General features: G+C 59.6%; 17 protein-coding genes. 12 read left to right on the top strand and 5 right to left on the bottom strand.

The features are described 5' to 3' along the window. Nucleotides 1-57: 57 nt before the first annotated feature. The 5 genes from hpf to lptC all read right to left on the bottom strand — a co-directional run bounded on the left by hpf (nucleotide 58) and on the right by lptC (nucleotide 4,743). Nucleotides 58-630 carry a ribosome hibernation-promoting factor, HPF/YfiA family gene (gene hpf, locus I3J13_RS04450; protein ID WP_003520085.1) on the bottom strand — a complete coding sequence of 191 codons (573 nt, stop codon included), beginning with the start codon at nucleotides 628-630 and terminating at the stop codon, nucleotides 58-60. 234 nt (nucleotides 631-864) lie between these two features. Continuing rightward, the gene (gene rpoN, locus I3J13_RS04445; protein ID WP_196378102.1) at nucleotides 865-2,415 is read right to left on the bottom strand and encodes an RNA polymerase factor sigma-54; all 1,551 of its coding nucleotides are present in this window, start codon (nucleotides 2,413-2,415) and stop codon (nucleotides 865-867) included. Nucleotides 2,416-2,681: 266 nt separating this feature from the next. Next, nucleotides 2,682-3,491, bottom strand: coding sequence for an LPS export ABC transporter ATP-binding protein (lptB, locus tag I3J13_RS04440; protein ID WP_003520083.1), 810 nt, complete (start codon nucleotides 3,489-3,491; stop codon nucleotides 2,682-2,684). Nucleotides 3,492-3,500: 9 nt separating this feature from the next. After that, the gene (locus I3J13_RS04435) at nucleotides 3,501-4,064 is read right to left on the bottom strand and encodes an LptA/OstA family protein (protein WP_003503784.1); all 564 of its coding nucleotides are present in this window, start codon (nucleotides 4,062-4,064) and stop codon (nucleotides 3,501-3,503) included. A gap of 13 nt (nucleotides 4,065-4,077) precedes the next feature. After that, complete coding sequence (lptC, locus tag I3J13_RS04430; RefSeq protein ID WP_059759327.1) at nucleotides 4,078-4,743, bottom strand: LPS export ABC transporter periplasmic protein LptC; 666 nt, start codon at nucleotides 4,741-4,743, stop codon at nucleotides 4,078-4,080. 234 nt (nucleotides 4,744-4,977) lie between these two features. Here lptC and sppA point away from each other — a divergent pair, with 234 nt between their 5' ends. From sppA to I3J13_RS04370, 12 genes are all read left to right on the top strand, one after another. After that, nucleotides 4,978-5,931, top strand: coding sequence for a signal peptide peptidase SppA (sppA, locus tag I3J13_RS04425; RefSeq protein ID WP_196378235.1), 954 nt, complete (start codon nucleotides 4,978-4,980; stop codon nucleotides 5,929-5,931). A gap of 2 nt (nucleotides 5,932-5,933) precedes the next feature. After that, nucleotides 5,934-6,260 carry an integration host factor subunit beta gene (locus I3J13_RS04420; RefSeq protein ID WP_219256707.1) on the top strand — a complete coding sequence of 109 codons (327 nt, stop codon included), beginning with the start codon at nucleotides 5,934-5,936 and terminating at the stop codon, nucleotides 6,258-6,260. Between the two features lie 64 nt (nucleotides 6,261-6,324). Then, entirely contained in the window at nucleotides 6,325-6,666 is a 342-nt protein-coding gene (locus I3J13_RS04415; RefSeq protein ID WP_196378101.1) for a LapA family protein, read from the top strand. Between the two features lie 92 nt (nucleotides 6,667-6,758). Further along, a complete protein-coding gene (locus I3J13_RS04410) occupies nucleotides 6,759-7,892 on the top strand; it encodes a class I SAM-dependent methyltransferase (protein ID WP_196378100.1) in 1,134 nt (377 codons plus the stop codon). Next, nucleotides 7,889-8,749 (top strand): TrmH family RNA methyltransferase, encoded by an 861-nt coding sequence (locus tag I3J13_RS04405; RefSeq protein WP_196378099.1) that lies wholly within the window; start codon nucleotides 7,889-7,891, stop codon nucleotides 8,747-8,749. Before I3J13_RS04410 ends, I3J13_RS04405 begins: the two co-directional genes overlap by 4 nt. Continuing rightward, complete coding sequence (lspA, locus tag I3J13_RS04400) at nucleotides 8,749-9,237, top strand: signal peptidase II (protein WP_196378098.1); 489 nt, start codon at nucleotides 8,749-8,751, stop codon at nucleotides 9,235-9,237. The genes I3J13_RS04405 and lspA overlap by 1 nt, the downstream gene beginning before the upstream one ends. A gap of 55 nt (nucleotides 9,238-9,292) precedes the next feature. After that, entirely contained in the window at nucleotides 9,293-11,539 is a 2,247-nt protein-coding gene (locus I3J13_RS04395) for a hybrid sensor histidine kinase/response regulator (RefSeq protein WP_196378097.1), read from the top strand. 94 nt (nucleotides 11,540-11,633) lie between these two features. Beyond that, on the top strand, nucleotides 11,634-12,515 hold the full coding sequence (gene olsB, locus I3J13_RS04390; protein ID WP_003520073.1) for a l-ornithine N(alpha)-acyltransferase: 882 nt from the start codon (nucleotides 11,634-11,636) through the stop codon (nucleotides 12,513-12,515). 190 nt (nucleotides 12,516-12,705) lie between these two features. Then, nucleotides 12,706-15,357 (top strand): DNA mismatch repair protein MutS, encoded by a 2,652-nt coding sequence (gene mutS, locus I3J13_RS04385; protein WP_236000817.1) that lies wholly within the window; start codon nucleotides 12,706-12,708, stop codon nucleotides 15,355-15,357. 96 nt (nucleotides 15,358-15,453) lie between these two features. Continuing rightward, on the top strand, nucleotides 15,454-18,282 hold the full coding sequence (locus I3J13_RS04380) for a [protein-PII] uridylyltransferase (protein ID WP_196378095.1): 2,829 nt from the start codon (nucleotides 15,454-15,456) through the stop codon (nucleotides 18,280-18,282). A gap of 7 nt (nucleotides 18,283-18,289) precedes the next feature. Continuing rightward, a complete protein-coding gene (gene murJ, locus I3J13_RS04375; RefSeq protein WP_196378094.1) occupies nucleotides 18,290-19,879 on the top strand; it encodes a murein biosynthesis integral membrane protein MurJ in 1,590 nt (529 codons plus the stop codon). Further along, entirely contained in the window at nucleotides 19,879-20,283 is a 405-nt protein-coding gene (locus tag I3J13_RS04370) for a VOC family protein (protein ID WP_196378093.1), read from the top strand. The genes murJ and I3J13_RS04370 overlap by 1 nt, the downstream gene beginning before the upstream one ends. Nucleotides 20,284-20,300 lie beyond the last annotated feature (17 nt).

Below are 20,300 nucleotides of genomic sequence, written 5' to 3'. Positions count from 1 at the left end.
ACGATGCAGGAGGCAGATGCACTTTCGCGCTCTGCCTCCCACGTCTTGTCAGACTGTTCAGCTCTTGATCGTTTCCGCGTCGATCCAGCCAATATTGCCGTCATGACGCCGGTAAACGATGTTGAGATATTCCTTGCCCGGGCTGCGGAACAGCAGAACCGGTTCGTCCGTCATGTCGAGCGCCATCACGGCGCTGGCGACGGACATTGTCTTAATCTGTTTAGAACTCTCCGCTACGATGGTGGGTGCGTAATCTTCAGGAACCTCGTGGTCCTCATCGGGAATAGCATCCATCACCGTATAGGCGATTTCCTGCGACACGCCATTCGCACCATTGTGGTGGTCCTTAAGCTTGCGCTTGTAGCGGCGCAGGCGCTTCTCGATCCGCTCTGCGGCGGCATCGAAGCTCGCCTGCGGATCATTTGCCTGACCCGCCGCATGCAATACAACGCCGGTATCGAGATGCAGCTTGCAGTCCGCGGCAAAACGCGATCCGGACTTCTCCACGGTCACCTGGCCTGAATACCCCCCATCGAAGTATTTGGTAACCGCCAGACCTATATTGTCCTCGATCCGCTGACGGAAAGATTCACCGATCTCCATATGTTTACCAGATACACGCACACTCATGGAAATTTTCCTTTTTGTAGTGATTTGCGAGTACCAGCTTACGTCAAGCCGCGCGCGCATCCAAGCGTTTCGAAGACCTTAAAAAGCCCTCATTCGAATTTTACGCCCATGGACGGTGGAGATGAATCCGTTACAAATGACCTTGCTGACGTGTGCGGCGGGCTTCTAGCCCTTGCCGTGGCAAGAGTCAATGGTGCGGCAAAAAACCGCCATAAACGTGATCGCGGCCGCCCCTCAGAAGGCGGGCAGCTTGGCCATCGCCTTCTTTTCCCGACGTCTCTGCACGGAGGAGGGGATGTTCATCGCCTCGCGATATTTGGCGACGGTGCGGCGGGCGATATCGATGCCGCTCTTTTTCAGATTGTCGACGATATCATCGTCTGAAAGAACCGCCTCGGCGGCCTCCTGCGCGATCATGGCCTTGATGCGGTGGCGCACCGCTTCCGCCGAATGGCTGTCTCCGCCTTCCACGGCGCTGATCGACACGCTGAAGAAATATTTCAGCTCGAACAGACCGCGCGGCGTCAGCATGTATTTTTTCGATGTCACCCGGCTGACGGTGGATTCGTGCATCTTGATGGCGTCGGCCACCGTCTTGAGGTTCAGCGGGCGCAGATGATCTACGCCATTGACGAGAAAGGCGTCCTGCTGGCGCACGATTTCCGTCGCCACCTTCATGATTGTCCGGGCGCGCTGATCGAGGCTGCGGGTCAGCCAATGCGCCGTCTGCATGCACTCAGTCAGGAAATCCTGATCCTCGCCTGCACGCGCCTTATGTTTCGACACCTCGGCGAAATAACTCTGGTTGATAAGCACGCGCGGCAGCGTCTCGGGATTGATTTCCACCAGCCAGCCGCCGGTGGAGGAGGGACGAACGATAATGTCGGGAACGATGGTCTCCGAAACCATCGAATCGTAACCCGCGCCGGGGCGGGGGTTGAGCGTGCGGATTTCCGCCAGCATGTCGAGGAGATCTTCCTCATCGACGCCGCAGATTTTTTTAAGGGAGGCGAAGTCGCGTTTCGCCAGAAGTTCCAGATTGTCGACGAAAGCCCGCATGGCCGGGTCGAGCCGGTCCTTCTGGGCAAGCTGGATCGCCAGACATTCGCTTAAGGAACGGGAAAATACACCCGGTGGATCGAAACCCTGAAGCGTCTTCAGAACGTGCTCGACCGTCGACGGGGCCGCGCCCAGCCGTTCGGCGACGTCGTCGACCGCATCCGCCGCAATATAGCCGGTCTCGTCAAGCTGGCCGATCAGCGCATCGGCGATCATTCGGTCTTCGGCGGCGGATATGGCGAGCGGCAGCTGCTGATTGAGATGGTCGCTGAGGCTCTGTCTGGCCGCGACGAAATCGTCGAGATCGTAACTTTCCCCCGACTCCTGGCCGGGCATGGATTTCCATTGGCCGGCCAGTTCGGGCGCATCGGCTTTTCTGGGCTCGGCATCGTCGGGAAAGACGTTTTCGAAGCTGGTGTCCAGTTGCTCGCCGAGATTTGCGGCGCGGTCGCCATACCAGTCGTCGCTGTCGGGCGTCACCGTAGCGGATCTCTCCGAGCCTTCGCCGTCCGCGTCACCGAAACTCTCGGTCTCTGCCGGGGCATCGCTGCTCAAATCGCCATCGTTTGCCGCAATTTCCAGCAGCGGATTGCGCTCCACCTCCTGCGCGATGAACTGCGTCAGCTCGAAATGCGTCATCTGAAGCAGCTGGATGGACTGCATCAGTTGCGGTGTCATCACGAGAGACTGGTTTTGACGCAGCAAAAGGCTGGCAGACAATGCCATGGCGGACGCGAAACTCCCCTTACAGCTTCTCCGTCGCCTGATTTTCCAGAAATTTTACTGAGACGACGGAACTTGGCCCAAAAATTGCTTTTTTATCTTGTTTGGTCAAGCGTCAGGGCGGGGCGCGATGAAGAATCTTTCGCGTGCCGATCATGATGATTTTAGGCCGAAACGACCTGAAATCTTAAATCACGATCTAGATCATATAATTAGAGCGGGATTTCAAGCGAAAACCGCACACACTTTTCGCTATCCCGCTCCAGGTCTCAAAGGCTGAAATTATTGCCGAGATAGAGGCGGCGTACATCCGGATTGTTGACGATATCGTCCGGACGTCCATGCGTCAGAACCTCGCCGGCATGGATGATGTATGCGCGGTCGATAAGACCGAGCGTTTCACGGACATTGTGGTCGGTCACGAGAACGCCGATGCCGCGCGCAGTCAGGTGTCTCACCAGATTCTGGATATCGCTGACCGAAATCGGATCGACGCCCGCGAAAGGTTCGTCGAGCAGCATGAAGGTCGGATCGGTCGCGAGTGCGCGCGCGATTTCCAGACGCCGCCGCTCGCCACCCGAAAGCGCCACGGCAGGCGACTTTCGCAGTTGCGCGATATGAAACTCTTCCAGCAGCTCATCGAGCTTGCGGTTGCGCTTGGCAGCGTCCGGCTCATGCACTTCCAGCACGGCGCGGATGTTTTCCTCGACCGTCAATCCCCGGAAGATCGATGCTTCCTGCGGCAGATAACCGACGCCGAGACGCGCGCGTCGATACATCGGCATGGTGGTGACATCGTTGCCGTTGATGGCGATCTTGCCGGTATCCACGGGCACCAGGCCCGTGATCATGTAAAAACAGGTGGTTTTGCCCGCACCGTTCGGGCCGAGCAGTCCAACGGCCTCGCCTCGGCGCACGACCAGCGAAACCCCGTTGACGACACGGCGCGTATTATAGGTCTTCGTCAGGCCATGCGCGATCAGCGTGCCCTGATAGGGGGTCTTGTCCGCCGGCGAGGCCGCGTCCGCGGATCGGCTGCGCCCGCCGCCGAATATCTTTGAGATCGAGGGTATCTTCACGAGGAAAGACTACTGTTTTTTCTGCGATTTCGGATCGAGCATGATCCGGACAGGGCCGCCGCAGCTTTCGAGCTTGGCCTGTCCCGTATTCATCAGAACGGTGAGCTTGCAGCCGGTGAACACATTCGTGCCCTCCGAAAGCACGACCTGCTTGCCGGTCAGAATGAAGGTCTGCGCCGCCATGTCGAATTCGCCGTGATCGGCCGTCGCCTTCTGGGTCTCGGACGTCAGATAGACATTATTGTCGACGAAGATTTTTTCGATATTGGCGTCGCCGCTGGTGAGCGAAGAACCCTCGCCCTTGTAATTCACGGTCATCTTGCCAGCCTGAAGGGTGGTCGTTCCCTGCACCACTTTCACATTGCCGGTGAAATAGGCCTTGCGCTCCTGGTCGCGAATCTCGAGCTGGTCGCTTTCAATCGCGATCGGCTGGTCGCCGGAAAGCTTGACGCCCTGCATGTTGCTGGTGGTGTTCTGGGCGAAAGCCACAGTTGCAAGACACGAAAAGACAAGACCTGCGGCTGCAAGGCCGGCGGATTTGCCAAGGGAAACGGGACGGGAAATTTGCATCATCTGGACCGGGCTCTCACTTGCCTTCATTCTTGATATTGGATGCAGCGATACGTGCCCGTACCTGCCCCGAAAATGTAATTGTCTTGCCATTATCGGCGATGTCAATCGATTGCGCAACAATCGAGCCGTCGTTTGTTTTGATCGAAACCGGCTCCTGGCTGCTCATTTTTCCGGCCTTCAGATCGACATCCGCAGACTGGAACTTCGCTTGTATGCCATTGCTGAGATTGATGTCAAAAGGGGCGGTCATCTTCAGCTTGTTGGTCGCCCGGTCGAAAATGCCTTCCTGGGCGATCACCTGCGCGACGCTGTCGTTTACCGGCACTGCCGCCAGAACCTTCTCAAGCGTCATGAGATTGGGGTTGGCGATGTCCTGCAACGCACGGTCGGCATTCATGGAATAATCGATCCCCTTCTCGTTGCGGCCGGCAACAGCGGGTTTTTCCATCACGATCTTGCCGTCTTCAATTCGTGCGCTCTCAAGAGAGACCTCGTCGGGCGCCCAGGTTCGGATAACCGAAACGGCGATGAAGGCGAGCGAAATGATTGCCGCGCCGAGCGGCAGAATGATTTTCAGCCGCTTCACGCGCGCAGAATGCCGCAGCGCGGTGTCATAGGCGCCGTTCTGGTCATTGGGCAGCGAAAATGCTGGCGCGGGTTCGCGGAGTCTTTCGAGCATAAGAGTGGGTCCGGAATGCTTCTAGGGCGCCATTCTGGCGCACAATCGAAGCTTGTGTCTCTATCTAAATGTCTTTGGCATGAGTGCTTTGTCCTGCCAATATGGTTTTTGTCTGGAGAGGTGCAAGGGAAATGCGAATTTTATCGTAATTCTGGTTTCCTTATTGTTTCCTTGCGGCTTCGCGTTAGAAGAACCATATGGCCTGAAGCGCAAAAGCGGATGACAGAGGTTTTTATGGACAATATGGCGATAGCGGATCGCAGGCGGTTGCGCCGCAAGCTGACTTTCTGGCGGATTGCCGCCGTTCTCCTGCTTGTCGCCGGTGCTTTCGGTCTTTACCGGTTTTTATGGGATGGACCGCAGCAAAGTGCGAAGCCCCATATTGCCCGCGTCGAGGTCTCCGGCCTGATCACCGACAATACCGAACTTCTCGAGCGGCTCGACAAGATCGCCAAGAGCGAGAATGTCAAAGGGCTGATCGTGTCGATTTCCTCGCCAGGCGGCACCACCTATGGCGGTGAGCGCATCTTCAAGGCCATTCGAGGCGTCGCGGAAAAGAAGCCGGTTGTCTCGGATGTGCGCACGCTTGCCGCTTCCGCAGGTTATATGATCGCATCGGCAGGCGATATCATCGTCGCCGGCGAGACCTCGATCACCGGCTCGATCGGCGTGATCTTCCAGTACCCCCAGCTTGGCCAGTTGATGGAAAAGCTCGGCGTTTCGTTGCAGGAAATCAAGTCGTCGCCGATGAAGGCGGAGCCTTCGCCGTTCCACGAGGCGCCGGAGGAGGCGAAGACGATGATCCGCGCCATGGTGATGGACAGCTACGGCTGGTTCGTCGATCTTGTGGCTGATCGCCGCAAGTTGCCGCGCGAAGACGTGCTGAAACTGGCGGATGGATCGATTTTCACCGGCAGGCAGGCGCTCGCCAACAAGCTGGTCGATACGCTTGGCGGCGAAAAGGAAATTCGCAGCTATTTCGAAACACGCGGTGTTGCCAAGGATTTGCCGATCGTCGAATGGCGTGCGCCGTCATCCCGTTCGCCTTTTGCGCTTTTCAGTGTTGCGCAAATAGCGAAGTTTCTGGGATATGACGATTTAATTCCCTTCGCAGGCCCCGGCCAGCTCGGTACGGACAAGTTGTTTCTTGACGGTCTTGTTTCCGTTTGGCAGGTTGAGCCGCGTTAAAAATCCAATTCTTTCAGGGGGCAACCGTGATCAAGTCTGAACTGGTGCAGATCGTTGCTGCGCGTAACCCGCACCTTTATCACCGTGACGTGGAAAACATCGTCAATGCGGTGCTGGATGAAATCACCGACGCCCTGGCGGCAGGAAATCGTGTCGAGCTTCGTGGTTTCGGCGCATTTTCGGTGAAAAACCGTCCGTCGCGTTCCGGTCGGAACCCGCGTACGGGTGAGTCGGTTTTCGTCGAGGAAAAATGGGTGCCTTTCTTCAAGACGGGCAAGGAACTGCGTGAGCGCCTGAACCCCGGCATGGGTGACGAAGAGGACGATTGATCGTCCTCACTGCCCGCGCCGGAAACGGAGCTAGCGGAGCCCCGCAGCGATGGAGTATTCTCGGATGTCGAAAAAAATCATCAACCTCATCATCCTGCTTCCGCTGGCGATTGTTCTCGTCATCCTGTGCGTGGCCAATCGTCAATCCGTGACGCTGGCGCTCAATCCGTTCCGACCGGAAGATGGCGTTCTGTCCTTCACCGCGCCGTTTTTCGTATTCCTGTTTCTGGCGGTCATTTTCGGTGTGCTGCTGGGATCGGCGGCCACATGGTTCGCCCAGGGCAAACATCGCAAACGCGCCCGCATCGAGGCGAAGGAAGCCGTTCGCTGGCATGACGAGGCCAACCGGCAGAAAGCCGCTGCGACCGGCCATGCTACCAATGTCGGTCAACTCCCGGCAAAGTGATGTAGCCGACATTCGTTCCGGCTCTAGGCGAGCGGCGCGTGGAATGCTATTTGCTGCGCCATAAGACGCGGGCAGAAGCGGAAAGATTTCCATTGAAGAAAAAAGACAGCCGGCCGGGCAATCGTGCACGTGCCGGGAGCGAGAAAAAACAGGTTCATGCCGCAAAGCCGGTGCGCCGCGCGGATGCCGCGCAGAAAAAGCGCGAGCCGGATGCCGTGCGCAGCGTGCAGAAAGCGGCACCGAAGGAAAAACCCGTCGTAACAGCCGCCGCAGAACAGGTCCCCGCGCGCGCCCTGATGCAGCGCACTGGTGCGCTGCCTGCGGAACAGGTTCCCGTCATTCTGGAATCGAGCGGCGCCGGTGATTTTCACCTTATCGATAGCGGCAACGGCCTGAAGCTCGAACAATATGGCGATTACCGCATCGTTCGCCCCGAGGCGCAGGCTCTCTGGAAGCCTTCGATCCCGGACCGCGTATGGCAGAATGCCGACGCCGTCTTTACCGGCGATACGGATGAGGATGGCATGGGCCGCTGGCGCTTTCCGAAGGTGGCGCTTGGCGAAACCTGGCCTCTGTCCCTGCTCGGCATCGAATTTCTTGGCCGCTTCACGGCCTTTCGGCATGTCGGCGTCTTTCCGGAACAGATAGTGCATTGGGAATGGCTGAAACATGCCATCGAAACGGCCGACCGTCCGCTGAAAGTGCTGAACCTCTTCGGTTACACCGGCGTCGCGTCGCTGGTCGCGGCGGCCGCAGGCGCTGAAGTCACCCATGTCGATGCCTCCAAGAAGGCGATTGGCTGGGCCAAGGAAAATCAGGCGCTCGCCGGGCTCGAGCAGGCGCCGATCCGTTGGATCTGCGAAGACGCGATGAAGTTCATCCAGCGTGAGGAGCGTCGCGGCAATAGCTACGACATCATCCTTACCGACCCGCCGAAATTCGGCCGCGGCACCCATGGCGAGGTCTGGCAATTGTTCGACCATCTGCCGCTGATGCTGGATATCTGCCGGGAAATCCTGTCGCCCAAGGCGCTCGGCCTTGTGCTGACGGCCTATTCCATCAGGGCCAGCTTTTATTCGATGCATGAGCTGATGCGTGAAACCATGCGTGGCGCCGGTGGCGTCGTCGCGTCAGGCGAGCTCGTCATTCGCGAGGCCGGTCTTGATGGCAAGACGCCGGGCCGGGTGCTTTCCACATCGCTGTTCAGCCGCTGGGAGCCGAAATGACGAAGGATATGCGCGAAAACACGACGCGCCGGGTTGGCCAGGTCAAGGAAGTGACCAGCCTTGCCAATCCCATCATCAAGGATATCAAGGCGCTCACCCAGAAAAAGGGCAGGGAAGAAACCGGCACCTTCATGGCGGAAGGCCTGAAGCTGGTCATCGACGCGCTCGAACTGGGCTGGACGATCAAGACGCTGGTTTATGCCAAGGCCGCCAAGGGCAAGCCGCTGGTGGAGCAGGCGGCGGTGAAGACGGTCGCATCGGGCGGACTGGTGCTCGAAGTCAGCGAAAAGGTTATCGCCTCGATCACCCGCCGCGACAATCCGCAGATGGTCGTCGGCATTTTCGAACAGAAATGGAAGCCGCTGAAGGATATCCGCCCGGAAAAGGGCGAGACCTATATCGCGCTCGATCGGGTTCGAGATCCCGGCAATCTCGGCACCATCATCCGCACCGCGGATGCGGCGGGTGCTTCGGGCGTCATTCTCGTCGGGGACTGCACCGATCCGTTTTCGCTGGAAACGGTGCGCGCCACCATGGGGTCGGTTTTCGCCACGCCCGTCGCCCGCGCTTCGGTCGAGGAATTCCTGTCTTGGAAAAAATCGGCGCAGGTCAGCGTCGTCGCCACCCATCTGGCCGGCTCAGTGGATTATCGAAAGATCGACTATGCCGGAAAGCCGGTCGTGCTCCTGATGGGCAATGAACAATCCGGCCTGCCGCCGGAACTCGCCGGCAAGGCCGACCAGCTGGCGCGCATTCCCCAGCAGGGCCGCGCCGACAGCCTCAATCTCGCCATCGCAACTGCCGTCATGCTGTTTGAGGCGCGGCGACATCTCCTCGAACTGACACCGGTGACGTAATGGCCAAAGCGGCATTGTTCTCGAAATTCGGCCCGGCTTTCGCTCTGATCGTCGCCGCACTGGTGCTGGACCAGATCGTCAAGCAGCTGGTCGAAGCCTATCTGCCGCTGCAGGAGATGGTTCCCGTTGCCCCGTTCCTGGCGCTTTATCGCACCTACAATCTCGGTGTGGCCTTTTCGATGCTGGAGGACATGCACGGCTGGTTCATCGTCAGCATGCGGCTCGTCATCGTGGTCTTCGTCTTGTGGCTGTGGCGCAAGACGACGGCGGACCGCACCTTTGCCCATCTCGGCTTTGCCTTCATCATCGCGGGTGCAGCCGGCAATCTGCTCGACCGTTTTTTTTATGGACATGTCATCGACTATATCCTGTTTCATACGCAGACATGGTCTTTCGCGGTCTTCAATCTGGCTGACAGTTTCATAACCATCGGCGCAGCCTGCGTCATTCTCGACGAGTTTTTGCACGCCCGGGCGGCTAAAAAGTAAAATTTTAGGGTTTCAGCCAAACATATCAAAACCGCTGCCGTGGTAGCGGTTGCCTATGAGCGAACTGGCAAGACTTCGGCAAAAAGTTTCAGATGAGCTGGGCCTGGCCGCCACGGCGGCGCAGCCGGGGGATCGTGTCGAGGCAACAACGCGCCATGCGGATGAAGAACATGCGACCGGTACCAGGTCGATTGCGCTCTATGTCGCCGCCTCGTTATCGGTCGGGGCTTTTTCCGCAGCCCTGATCGCGCTTGCTGTGCCCTATGCGGTTACAGTTGCGCTGGCGACCTTCTTTGGCGCGGTTCTCGTCGGTGTCCTGCTCTATGCGCTCTTTGATGAATCTTTCCATCAGCCCACCGCACGGGCTGCGGATTCCGATCTTCGGCTGCGGCAAACGCAAAACCGCTCGCTGATTGCCGAGATGCAGGAATTCATGGGCGATATCGTCGTGATCCGTGACATGAACCGGCGCATTGTCGAAGCGAACCGGGTCTTTCGCGAAATGACCGGCTGTGCGGCGCCCGAGGGGCTGAGCTGCGAGGAAATCGGCATCGCTTTCCGTCCGGGCGACAAGGTCCATGCTTATGATGTGGAGATCGCGACCCCGTTCGGCCAGCGCATCTTTTCCTGGCATGACGTCGTGACCCGCGATCTGGCGAGCAGCCGTCTTCTCATCAGCAGCATTGCCCGGGATGTGACCGAGGAGCGGCTTGCGCTGGCCGAAAGGGAAGACGCCCGGCTGCGCGCCGAAAAGGCCGATGCTGAAAAGGCGCGGCTGCTTGCCACCGTAAGCCATGAAATCCGCCTGCCGCTTTCCGGCATGCTCGGCATGAACCATCTTCTGTCGCAGACGAGGCTCAACGAGGAGCAGCGAAATTATCTCGATGGCATGCGGCAATCCGGCCAGTCGCTGGTGCAGCTTGTCGAGGATCTGCTGGATTATTCGACCATGGAGGCCGGCCGCTTCAGGCTCAACCCGCGCGCGGAAAACCTACGCCGGCTGATCGAGAGCATCGTCGAGATGCTGGCCCATCGCGCCCATGAAAAAGGCATAGAAATTACCTCCTTCGTTGCGCCGAATGTGCCCGATCATCTCGATTTCGACCCGGCGAGGCTACGTCAGGTCCTCTTCAATCTCCTCGGCAATGCCGTCAAATTCACGCAGGAAGGCGGCGTCGTCATGCGGGCGCGCATGGCCGACGACGAATTGCACATTGCCGTCGAGGATACCGGCCCGGGCATGAGCCGGGCGGAACAGGCCCGTATTTTCGGGGAATTCGAGCAGGCGGGCCCGTTGTCGCAGCGAAGTGCCGGCACCGGCCTTGGACTTGCGATCTCCGCCCGTATCGTGCGGGAATTCGGCGGCCGCCTCACGGTTTCCAGCCGCAAGGGCAAGGGTAGCACTTTCAAACTGGCGTTTCGCCCCGCGGGCGCGCCTGCCGAAATGGCGGATCCGGCAAGGCGTCATTGCCTGCGGCATACAAATGTCCTGCTCATCGCCCCGAAGGGCGTGGCGGCGGCGGTGACGATGGAGGCGATCGAGGCTTTCGGCGGTCAATGCAGTCTCATCCATCAGCCTGAGGATCTGGAAAAACTGAGGAAGGGTTCTGCCGCACGGGCGGCCGACCTTACCGATATCATCGTCGACCGGCGCATTTCGCCGCTGTTCAGGGACGCCCTGAAGGATTGGCCGCAACAGAATGTCCGTCGCACGCTGCTGGTCAGCCCCGAAGAGCGGCCGTCGACCATGCATGTGGCCTTCGACGCCTGGTTGATCCGGCCGCTGCGGGAAAAATCCCTGATCGACGTCCTGTGCGGCCGTCTGCGCGGCATTGAGCGGCGTGACGCCATTAACGACAACCACCCGGATGTGGGATTTTCCTCACGGGTGGCGGAAGGGGCGAGCGGTATCGAGATACTCGTGGCCGAAGACGATGCCGTCAATCAGCGCATCATCCGCGCCGTTCTGGAAAAAAGCGGCTATATCGTCCGCGCTGTCGAGGATTTTGAGGCGTTGCGGCAATCTGTGGAGCCGGGCGCATCCCGCTTGCCTGACCTCATCGTCTCCGATCTCAACATGCCGGGCGGCGAGGGGCTCAATGTGCTTCCCGACCTTCTCCATACGCTGAAGGGCGAAAGAAATATTCCCGTCATCGTGCTCAGCGCAGATGCGAGTGACGCGACCGCCGAAATCCTGCTTGGGGCCGGTGTCGGTGCGGTTTTGACCAAGCCTGCCGACCCGCGACGGCTGGTTGAGGAAATTCGCCGTCTGCTGGAGGCGAAACGCCTGTCGCTATCATAACTTGACAGACTCGCGCTGGCGGCATTTTGTCACTATTCTGTCGTCAATTAGTGATTTATGACAGGAAAATTCTTTGGTGGCGGAGCGATTCCCCATGGTTGCCGAAATCCTCAATCACGACATTTGTGAAAACAATGTTGTCATTAATCCTCGTCCCGAGGCAGCTCAGGACAATGAGGGTCTTTTCGGCCGTATCGGCACGCTGGAAACACGGCTCGCCAGAAATGAACGCGAGATCGATGCCGCGCAATCCGTGCGTTACCGGGTTTTCGTCGAGGAAATGAAGGCGCGGCTTCCCGCAGAAGCCATGCGCCGCAAGCGCGATATCGATGCCTGGGACAGCGTCTGCGACCATCTGCTCGTGCTCGACAAGGCGATCGAAGGCGACAGCGAAGACCAGATCGTCGGCACCTATCGCCTGCTGCGGCAGGAAATCGCGCTTGCCAATAACGGTTTTTATTCCGCCAGCGAATTCGACATCGCCGGTCTCGTTGCGCGCCATCCCGGCAAGCGTTTCATGGAGCTTGGCCGTTCCTGCGTGCTGCCCGAATATCGCACCAAGCGCACCGTCGAGCTTCTGTGGCAGGGCAACTGGGCCTATGCCGTGAAACACCGCATGGATGCCATGATCGGCTGCGCCTCCTTCCCCGGCGTGCAGCCGGAAGCCCACGCGCTTGCCCTGTCTTTCCTGCACCATAATTGCGTGGCCAAGGGCGAGTGGGAAGCGTCCGCTCTTCCCGAGCTTTACCATGAGATGGACCTCGTTCCGGCAGAGGCGCTGAACGCCCGCAAGGCGCTGAACGCCATGCCGCCGCTGATCAAGGGCTATATGCGCCTTGGCGCCATGTTCGGTTCCGGCGCGGTCGTGGATCATGCCTTCAACACGACGGATGTTCTCGTGGTCCTGCCGGTTTCGTCCATCGCCGGTCGTTACATCAGCTATTACGGCGGCGAGGCCGAGCGCATCAACGGCTGACCGGGTTTCGGCGCAGCCGGGCGGGATGTTCCTGTGGGCAGCGTCCCCGCGCGTGTTGTCTTAGGGTGGAGATTGCCGCTAGTGTCGGTGCTCCTTTTCCGCAACACGATATGACATCGGCAGGCCATTGACGGACGTTCTGACAACCGCTTCCCTGATCTCGGAAGAGAGCCGCGCAACGGCCACTCCGATGATGGAGCAATATATCGAGATCAAGGCGAACAATCCCGGTTCGTTGCTCTTCTACCGCATGGGCGATTTTTACGAATTGTTCTTCGACGATGCGGTCGAAGCCTCCCGCGCTCTCGGCATCACGCTGACGAAACGCGGCCAGCATATGGGTCATGATATTCCCATGTGCGGCGTTCCCGTCCATGCGGCGGATGATTATCTCCAGAAACTCATCCTGCGCGGTTATCGCGTCGCCGTCTGCGAACAGGTGGAAGATCCGGCGGAAGCCAAGAAGCGCGGTTCTAAATCCGTGGTCAAGCGTGATGTGGTGCGGCTTGTCACGCCCGGCACGCTGACCGAAGAAAAACTGCTGTCGCCGACGGAATCCAACTATCTGATGGCGCTTGCCCGCATTCGCGGTAGTGCCGAAGCGCAGTTTGCGCTCGCCTGGATCGATATTTCCACCGGCGTCTTCCGTCTGGCGGAAACCACGCTGACGCGGCTTCTGGCCGATATCTGGCGCATCGATCCGCGCGAGCTGATCGTCGCCGACAGTCTGTTTCACGACGAAGAGCTGAGGCCGGTCTTCGATGTGCTTGGCCGCGTGGCGGTGCCGCAGCCGGCAATCCTCTTCGACAGCGCCACGGCGGAAGGGCGCATCGCCCGTTATTTCAACGTCTCGACACTGGATGGTTTCGGCGCCTTTTCACGGGTGGAAATGGCCGCCGCCGCCGCCGCCGTCGCCTATGTCGAAAAGACCCAGATCGCCGAGCGCCCGCCGCTTGGTGCGCCGGAGCGCGAAAGCGCCGCTTCGACCCTTTTCATCGACCCTGCCACCCGCGCCAATCTGGAACTGGTGAAGACGCTGTCCGGTGAGAGAGATGGATCGCTGCTGCATGCCCTGAACCGCACGGTAACAGGCGGCGGTGCACGGCTTCTGGCCGAGCGGCTGATGTCGCCCTTGACTGACCCGGAAAGGATCAATGCTCGCCTCGATGCCGTGGCCTATCTCATCGATGACGTCTCGCTGTGCGACGGCCTGCGCGATGCGCTGAAACATGTCGCCGATATGCCGCGTGCGCTTTCGCGTCTGGCGCTGGAGCGCGGTGGGCCACGCGATCTCGGCGCCATCCGGCTGGGGCTGGTTTCCGCCGAAAAAATAGCGGCCATTCTCGATGACGGCTTGTTACCGGATGAGCTGGCAACGGCTCTGAAGGATTTGAAAGCCTTGCCCGGCGGGCTGGAAGCCATGCTGGGCTCGATGCTTGCAGACGATTTACCGCTTTTGAAGCGTGATGGCGGTTTCCTGCGTGAAGGCGCCAATCCCGAACTCGACGAGGTGCGGGCGCTGCGCGACCAGTCGCGCCGGGTGATTGCCGGGTTGCAATTGAAATATGCCGATGAGACCGGCATCAAGTCGCTCAAGATCAAGCACAACAATGTGCTGGGTTATTTCATCGAGGTGACGGCGGGCAATGCCGATGTGATGACAGCGACGGACGAGGCCAAGGCGCGTTTCATCCATCGCCAGACCATGGCGGGCGCCATGCGCTTCACCACAACCGAGCTTGCCGATCTCGAAAGCCGAATCGCCAATGCCGCTGCGCAGGCTTTGACCATGGAACTGGAAGCCTTCGAGCGCATGGTCAAGGCTGTTGTGCAGCAGGCGGAAGCGATCAAGGCCGGCGCACTGGCGCTTGCGGTGATCGATGTTGCCTCGAGCCTTGCCTATCTCGCCACCGAACAGGCCTATTGCCGACCGATCGTCGATTCTTCCATGACCTTTGCGATCAAGGGCGGGCGGCATCCGGTGGTGGAGCAGGCACTGCGGCGGCAGTCTGCCGGGCCCTTCATCGCCAATAATTGCGATCTGTCGGCTGTGAACGGCGGCAAGAACGGCGCGATATGGCTGCTCACCGGCCCGAATATGGGCGGTAAGTCGACCTTCCTGCGCCAGAATGCGCTGATCGCCATCCTCGCGCAGATCGGCTCCTTTGTTCCGGCGGAAGCGGCCCATATCGGCGTTGTCGACCGGCTGTTTTCCCGTGTCGGTGCATCGGACGATCTGGCGCGTGGCCGCTCGACCTTCATGGTGGAGATGGTGGAAACCGCCGCCATTCTCAATCAGGCGACGGATCGTTCGCTGGTCATTCTGGACGAGATCGGCCGTGGCACGGCGACCTTTGATGGTCTTTCCATCGCCTGGGCGGCGGTGGAGCATCTGCACGAGGTCAATCGCTGCCGCGGTCTCTTCGCCACCCATTTCCACGAATTGACGGTGCTGTCGGAGAAACTCGGCCGCCTTTCCAATGCCACGATGCGGGTGAAGGAGTGGGAAGGCGACGTCATCTTCCTGCACGAGGTCGGACCGGGTGCTGCAGATCGTTCCTATGGCATTCAGGTGGCGCGGCTTGCGGGCTTGCCTGCATCGGTGGTGGAACGCGCCCGCGAGGTGCTGACGAAGCTCGAAGATGCCGACCGCAAGAACCCGGCAAGCCAGCTCATCGACGATCTGCCGCTGTTCCAGATCGCGGTTCGCCGCGAGGAAACCCGCAAGGCCGGACCATCGAAGCTGGAGGAAGCTCTGAAAGGCTTCAACCCCGACGAAATGACGCCGCGTGAGGCATTGGACGCGCTCTATGCGTTGAAGAAAGAACTTGGCAAGGCTTGAAGGGATAGATTGCCTGTCCATCGCCTTTAAAACTCGCTATAGGACACTCCCATCGCAAGTGGTGGGATTTCCCACAGGACATGGATACCGGCATAGATGGCCATCAAGGACCTGGATTTTTCCGACATTCTCGATGTATCGGCGCTGAAGCGCGAATGCGACATCATCTTCAAGGAAGACGGCAAACGCATTGCCGATATTCGCTCCGATCTGCTGCCGATCTTTCGCAAGGCCAGCACAGAAGGCCGGGAAAAGGTCAGAGAACTGCTGAAAGCCGATGGCAGCGGCATCGATTGCGCCAGACGCATCTCCTGGCTTCAGGATCGGCTGATCGAAATCCTCTATGATCTCGCCTGCCAATATGTCTATCCGAAAGATACGCCGCAGATCGCTGTTGCCGCAGTCGGCGGTTATGGTCGCGGTACGTTGGCGCCGGGATCGGATATCGATCTCCTGTTCCTGTTGCCGGCCAAGAATACGCCTGACATGCACAAGGCCGTGGAGTTCGTGCTCTATCTCCTCTGGGACCTCGGTTTCAAGGTCGGCCACGCCACCCGCACGGTGGATGAATGCATCCGCCTCTCCAAATCCGATATGACGATCCGCACCGCGATTCTGGAAGTGCGGGCGATTTGCGGCAAAAAATCCCTGACCGACGATCTTGAAAAACGCTTCGAGTCGGAAGTCGTCACCGGCACCGGCCCGGAATTCATCGCCGCAAAGCTCGCCGAGCGCGACCAGCGCCACCGCAAGGCGGGCGATACGCGTTATCTGGTCGAGCCGAACGTCAAGGAAGGCAAGGGCGGGTTGCGCGACCTGCATACGCTGTTCTGGATCGCCAAATATTATTATCACGTCCGCGATACGGCCGATCTGGTGAAGCTCGGCGTCCTGTCGCGGCGCGAACTCAGGCTGTTCGAAAAGGCCGATGATTTTCTCTGGGCCGTCCGTTGCCAGATGCATTTCATCACCAACAAGGCGGAAGAGCGCCTTTCCTTCGACATTCAGCGCGAAATCGCCGATGCGCTCGGTTATCAGCCGCGCCCCGGCCTTTCCGCCGTCGAGCGTTTCATGAAGCATTATTTCCTCGTGGCGAAAGATGTCGGCGACCTGACCCGCATCGTCTGTGCTGCCCTTGAAGACCGGCAGGCGAAGGATGTGCCGGGTCTTTCCGGCGTTCTCAGCCGCTTCGCCCACCGTGTACGCAAGATTCCCGGCTCGGTGGAATTCGTCGAGGATCGCGGCCGCATTGCGCTCGCCAAGCCGGATGTCTTCAAGAACGACCCGGTCAATCTGATCCGGCTGTTCCACATTGCCGATATCAACAATCTCGAACTGCATCCCGATGCGCTGCGTGTCGTCACGCGTTCGCTGTCGCTCATCAATGACGAGCTGCGGGAAAACGAAGAGGCAAACCGGCTCTTCCTGTCGATCCTGACGTCCCGGCGCGATCCGGCGCTGACCCTGCGCCGCATGAACGAGGCCGGCGTGCTCGGCAAGTTCATCCCCGAATTCGGCAAGATCGTCGCGATGATGCAGTTCAACATGTATCATCACTATACGGTGGATGAACATCTGATCCGCTCCGTCGGCGTGCTGTCGGAAGTGGACAAGGGAACGGCCGTCGATGCCCACCCGCTCGCCAACCAGCTGATGCCGAGCGTCGAGGAACGCGAGGCGCTTTATGTCGCCGTTCTGTTGCACGATGTGGCCAAGGGCCGGCAGGAAGACCACTCGATTGCCGGCGCGCGTGTCGCCCGCAAGCTCTGCCAGCGTTTTCGCCTCACCGGCAAGCAGACCGAAACGGTGGTCTGGCTGATCGAACAGCATCTGCTGATGTCCATGGTCGCCCAGACGCGCGATCTGCATGACCGCAAGACCATCACCGATTTCGCCGACAAGGTGCAGTCCATGGAGCGGCTGAAGATGCTGCTCATCCTGACGGTCTGCGATATCCGCGCCGTTGGTCCGGGTGTCTGGAACGGCTGGAAGGGGCAGCTGCTGCGTTCGCTTTATTACGAGACCGAACTGCTGCTGTCAGGCGGCTTCTCGGAGGTCTCCCGCAAGGAGCGCGCGCAGATCGCCCGGCAGGCGCTCTACGACGCGCTCGAAGACTGGGGCCAGAAGGCGCGACGCAAATATACCAAGCTGCATTACGAGCCCTATCTGCTGACGGTGGCGCTGGAAGACCAGGTGCGCCATACCCGCTTCATGCGTGAGGCCGACAAGCAGGAAAAAGCGCTGTCGACCATGGTGCGCACCCATTCCTTCCATGCCATCACCGAAATTACCGTGCTGGCGCCGGACCATCCGCGCCTGCTGTCCATCATCACCGGCGCCTGTGCTGCCGCCGGCGCCAATATCGCCGATGCGCAAATCTTCACGACGTCCGACGGGCGGGCGCTGGATACAATCCTCATCAACCGCGAATTTCCGATTGATGAGGACGAGACGCGGCGCGGCAACAATGTCGGCAAGCTCATCGAGGAGGTTCTCTCCGGCAAGCAACGCCTGCCGGAAATGATCGCCACGCGCACCAAAAGCCGCAAGAAGAAGAGCGCCTTCACTATTCCGCCCTCCGTCATCATCTCCAACGGACTGTCGAACAAGTTCACCGTCATCGAAGTGGAATGCCTCGACCGGCCGGGGCTTCTGGCTGACATGACGGCCGTCATCGCCGACCTGTCGCTCGATATTCATTCCGCCCGCATCACCACCTTCGGCGAAAAGGTCATCGATACCTTCTATGTGACTGATCTCTTCGGCCAGAAGGTGACGAATGACAACCGGCAGGCCAGCATCGCCACGCGCCTGAAGGCCGTGATGAGCGAGCAGGAAGACGAATTGCGAGACCGCATGCCGAACGGCATCATCGCCCACCCAGACGTGGCGGCCCTGCCGGCCGCGCGCACGGCAAAGGCTTGAAGCGACCATGAGTCTGATCGGCAAGTTCGCCACCGTCGGCACGGCCACACTCGGCAGCCGCATCTTCGGCTTTGTCCGCGAGACCCTGATGGCCGCCGCCGTCGGCACCGGTCCGGTGGCTGACGCCTTCAATGCTGCTTTCCGTTTCCCCAACACCTTCCGGCGGCTGTTTGCCGAAGGTGCGTTCAACTCCGCTTTCGTGCCGCTTTTCGCCAAGGAAATTGAGGCGAACGGCATGGAGGGCGCAAGGCGCTTTTCCGAGGAAGTCTTCGGCGTCCTGTTCACCGTGCTTCTGGCCCTGACGATCCTAATGGAACTGTCGATGCCGTTCATCGTGCGCACGGTGATCGCGCCGGGCTTTCTGGAAGACCCGGTGAAATTCGACAACACCGTCCATCTCGCCACTATCATGTTCCCCTATCTCGCCTGCATGTCTCTGGCGGCAATGATGGGCGGCATGCTGAACTCGCTGCATCGTTATTTCGCAGCCGCAATTGCTCCCGTTTTCCTCAACATCATCCTCATCGGCGTGCTCGCTTTGGCATGGTGGAAGAACTACGATCCGCTTCAGGTAGGCTATGCGCTCTCCTGGGGCGTGATGGCGGCGGGCGTGGTGCAGCTTGCCATTGTCTGGATCGCCGTGCGCAATGCCGGCATGCGCATCGGTTTCCGCAGGCCCCGGCTGACGAAGAATGTGCAGCGCCTTCTGGTTCTTGCCCTGCCGGCAGCGATTACCGGCGGCATCACCCAGATCAATCTGCTGATCAACACCAATATCGCCTCTGCCGGCGAAGGCGTGATCTCGTCGCTTGCCTATGCGGACCGGATTTACCAGCTGCCGCTCGGCGTGGTCGGCATCGCGGTGGCCACCGTGCTTCTGCCGGAATTGGCGCGGGCTTTGCGCGGCGGGCATATGGTGGAGGCGGGAAGCCTGCAGAACCGCTCGGTCGAATTCGTACTGTTCCTGACATTGCCCGCTGCCGCAGCACTTCTCGTCATGGCGGAACCCATCGTGCGCTTCCTTTACGAGCGCGGCAACTTCTCGCCTTCAGCCACTATCACCGTCGCGCAAATCCTTGGCATTTACGGTCTAGGCCTGCCCGCTTTCGTGCTGATAAAGGCCTTCATTCCCGGCTTTTTCGCCCGCGAGGATACCCGCACGCCAATGATCTTCGCAGCGATTTCCGTCGTCGTGAACGTTTCGCTGGCGCTGACGCTGTTTCCGCGTCTTGGAGGCCCGGGCATCGCCATTGCCGAAATCACCGCCGGCTGGGTCAATGCCGCCCTGCTGTTCGGCATGCTCTTGTGGCGCGGTCACTGGCAGGTGGATATTCCGCTGCTCACCCGCATTCCGCGTTTGCTGCTGGCTGCGGCCTTGATGGCCGGTTTCGTGCATTATGCGCTGACCTGGCTGACTTTCGAACTGTCTTCCGCTTCGTCCATTTTCGTGCGGGCTGGCACCATCATGGCTCTCGTCTTCGCGGCCATGCTAGTTTATTTCGTGCTCGCTTTCGTGTCCGGCGGTGCCGATATCGGCATGGTCAAGCGAGCCATCCGCAAGCGCGGCAAAAAGAACGTCGAAACGGAGGCGGGTTGATGTCCTTTGCCGAAAACCGCCGCATCGCGCTCGTTACGCTTGTCGTGGACGATTACGATCGGGCGAAGGCTTTTTATTGCGACATTCTCGGGTTCGAATGCCTTTCCGATCAGCCGCTTGGCGACGGCAAGCGGTGGCTGGTGGTGAAACCGCAAGGCACCGAGGGCGGCGGCCTGCTGCTTGCCGAGGCGGATGGTGAACCGCAGAGGCTTGCCATCGGCAACCAGACCGGCGGCCGTGTCGGATTTTTCCTGCACACCGATAATTTCCAACGCGATTACGAGACCATGCTCGCCCGCGGCGTGCGCTTTCTGGAAGAACCGCGCCACGAGGTTTACGGCTCCGTTGCGGTCTTTGCAGATCCTTATGGAAATCGTTGGGATCTTCTGGAACCGCGCGGCTGACATGCCCTGAAACCGCT

It is taken from the genome of Agrobacterium leguminum, from assembly GCF_015704895.1.
GTDB classification, from domain to species: Bacteria; Pseudomonadota; Alphaproteobacteria; order Rhizobiales; family Rhizobiaceae; genus Agrobacterium; species Agrobacterium leguminum.
The sequence above is the reverse complement of the archived record's forward strand: the minus strand, read 5'-3'. Positions and strand labels throughout refer to the sequence as shown.

Coding starts and splice junctions, on each gene's coding strand:
- I3J13_RS04415 (WP_196378101.1), top strand. CDS start 6,325: ATGTCGAAAAAAATCATCAACCTCATCATCCTGCTTCCGCTGGCGATT.
- I3J13_RS04405 (WP_196378099.1), top strand. CDS start 7,889: ATGACGAAGGATATGCGCGAAAACACGACGCGCCGGGTTGGCCAGGTC.
- I3J13_RS04380 (WP_196378095.1), top strand. CDS start 15,454: ATGGCCATCAAGGACCTGGATTTTTCCGACATTCTCGATGTATCGGCG.
- hpf (WP_003520085.1), bottom strand. CDS start 630: ATGAGTGTGCGTGTATCTGGTAAACATATGGAGATCGGTGAATCTTTC.
- sppA (WP_196378235.1), top strand. CDS start 4,978: ATGGACAATATGGCGATAGCGGATCGCAGGCGGTTGCGCCGCAAGCTG.
- I3J13_RS04435 (WP_003503784.1), bottom strand. CDS start 4,064: ATGATGCAAATTTCCCGTCCCGTTTCCCTTGGCAAATCCGCCGGCCTT.
- I3J13_RS04395 (WP_196378097.1), top strand. CDS start 9,293: ATGAGCGAACTGGCAAGACTTCGGCAAAAAGTTTCAGATGAGCTGGGC.
- I3J13_RS04370 (WP_196378093.1), top strand. CDS start 19,879: ATGTCCTTTGCCGAAAACCGCCGCATCGCGCTCGTTACGCTTGTCGTG.
- lspA (WP_196378098.1), top strand. CDS start 8,749: ATGGCCAAAGCGGCATTGTTCTCGAAATTCGGCCCGGCTTTCGCTCTG.
- lptC (WP_059759327.1), bottom strand. CDS start 4,743: ATGCTCGAAAGACTCCGCGAACCCGCGCCAGCATTTTCGCTGCCCAAT.
- mutS (WP_236000817.1), top strand. CDS start 12,706: ATGATGGAGCAATATATCGAGATCAAGGCGAACAATCCCGGTTCGTTG.
- olsB (WP_003520073.1), top strand. CDS start 11,634: ATGGTTGCCGAAATCCTCAATCACGACATTTGTGAAAACAATGTTGTC.
- murJ (WP_196378094.1), top strand. CDS start 18,290: ATGAGTCTGATCGGCAAGTTCGCCACCGTCGGCACGGCCACACTCGGC.
- rpoN (WP_196378102.1), bottom strand. CDS start 2,415: ATGGCATTGTCTGCCAGCCTTTTGCTGCGTCAAAACCAGTCTCTCGTG.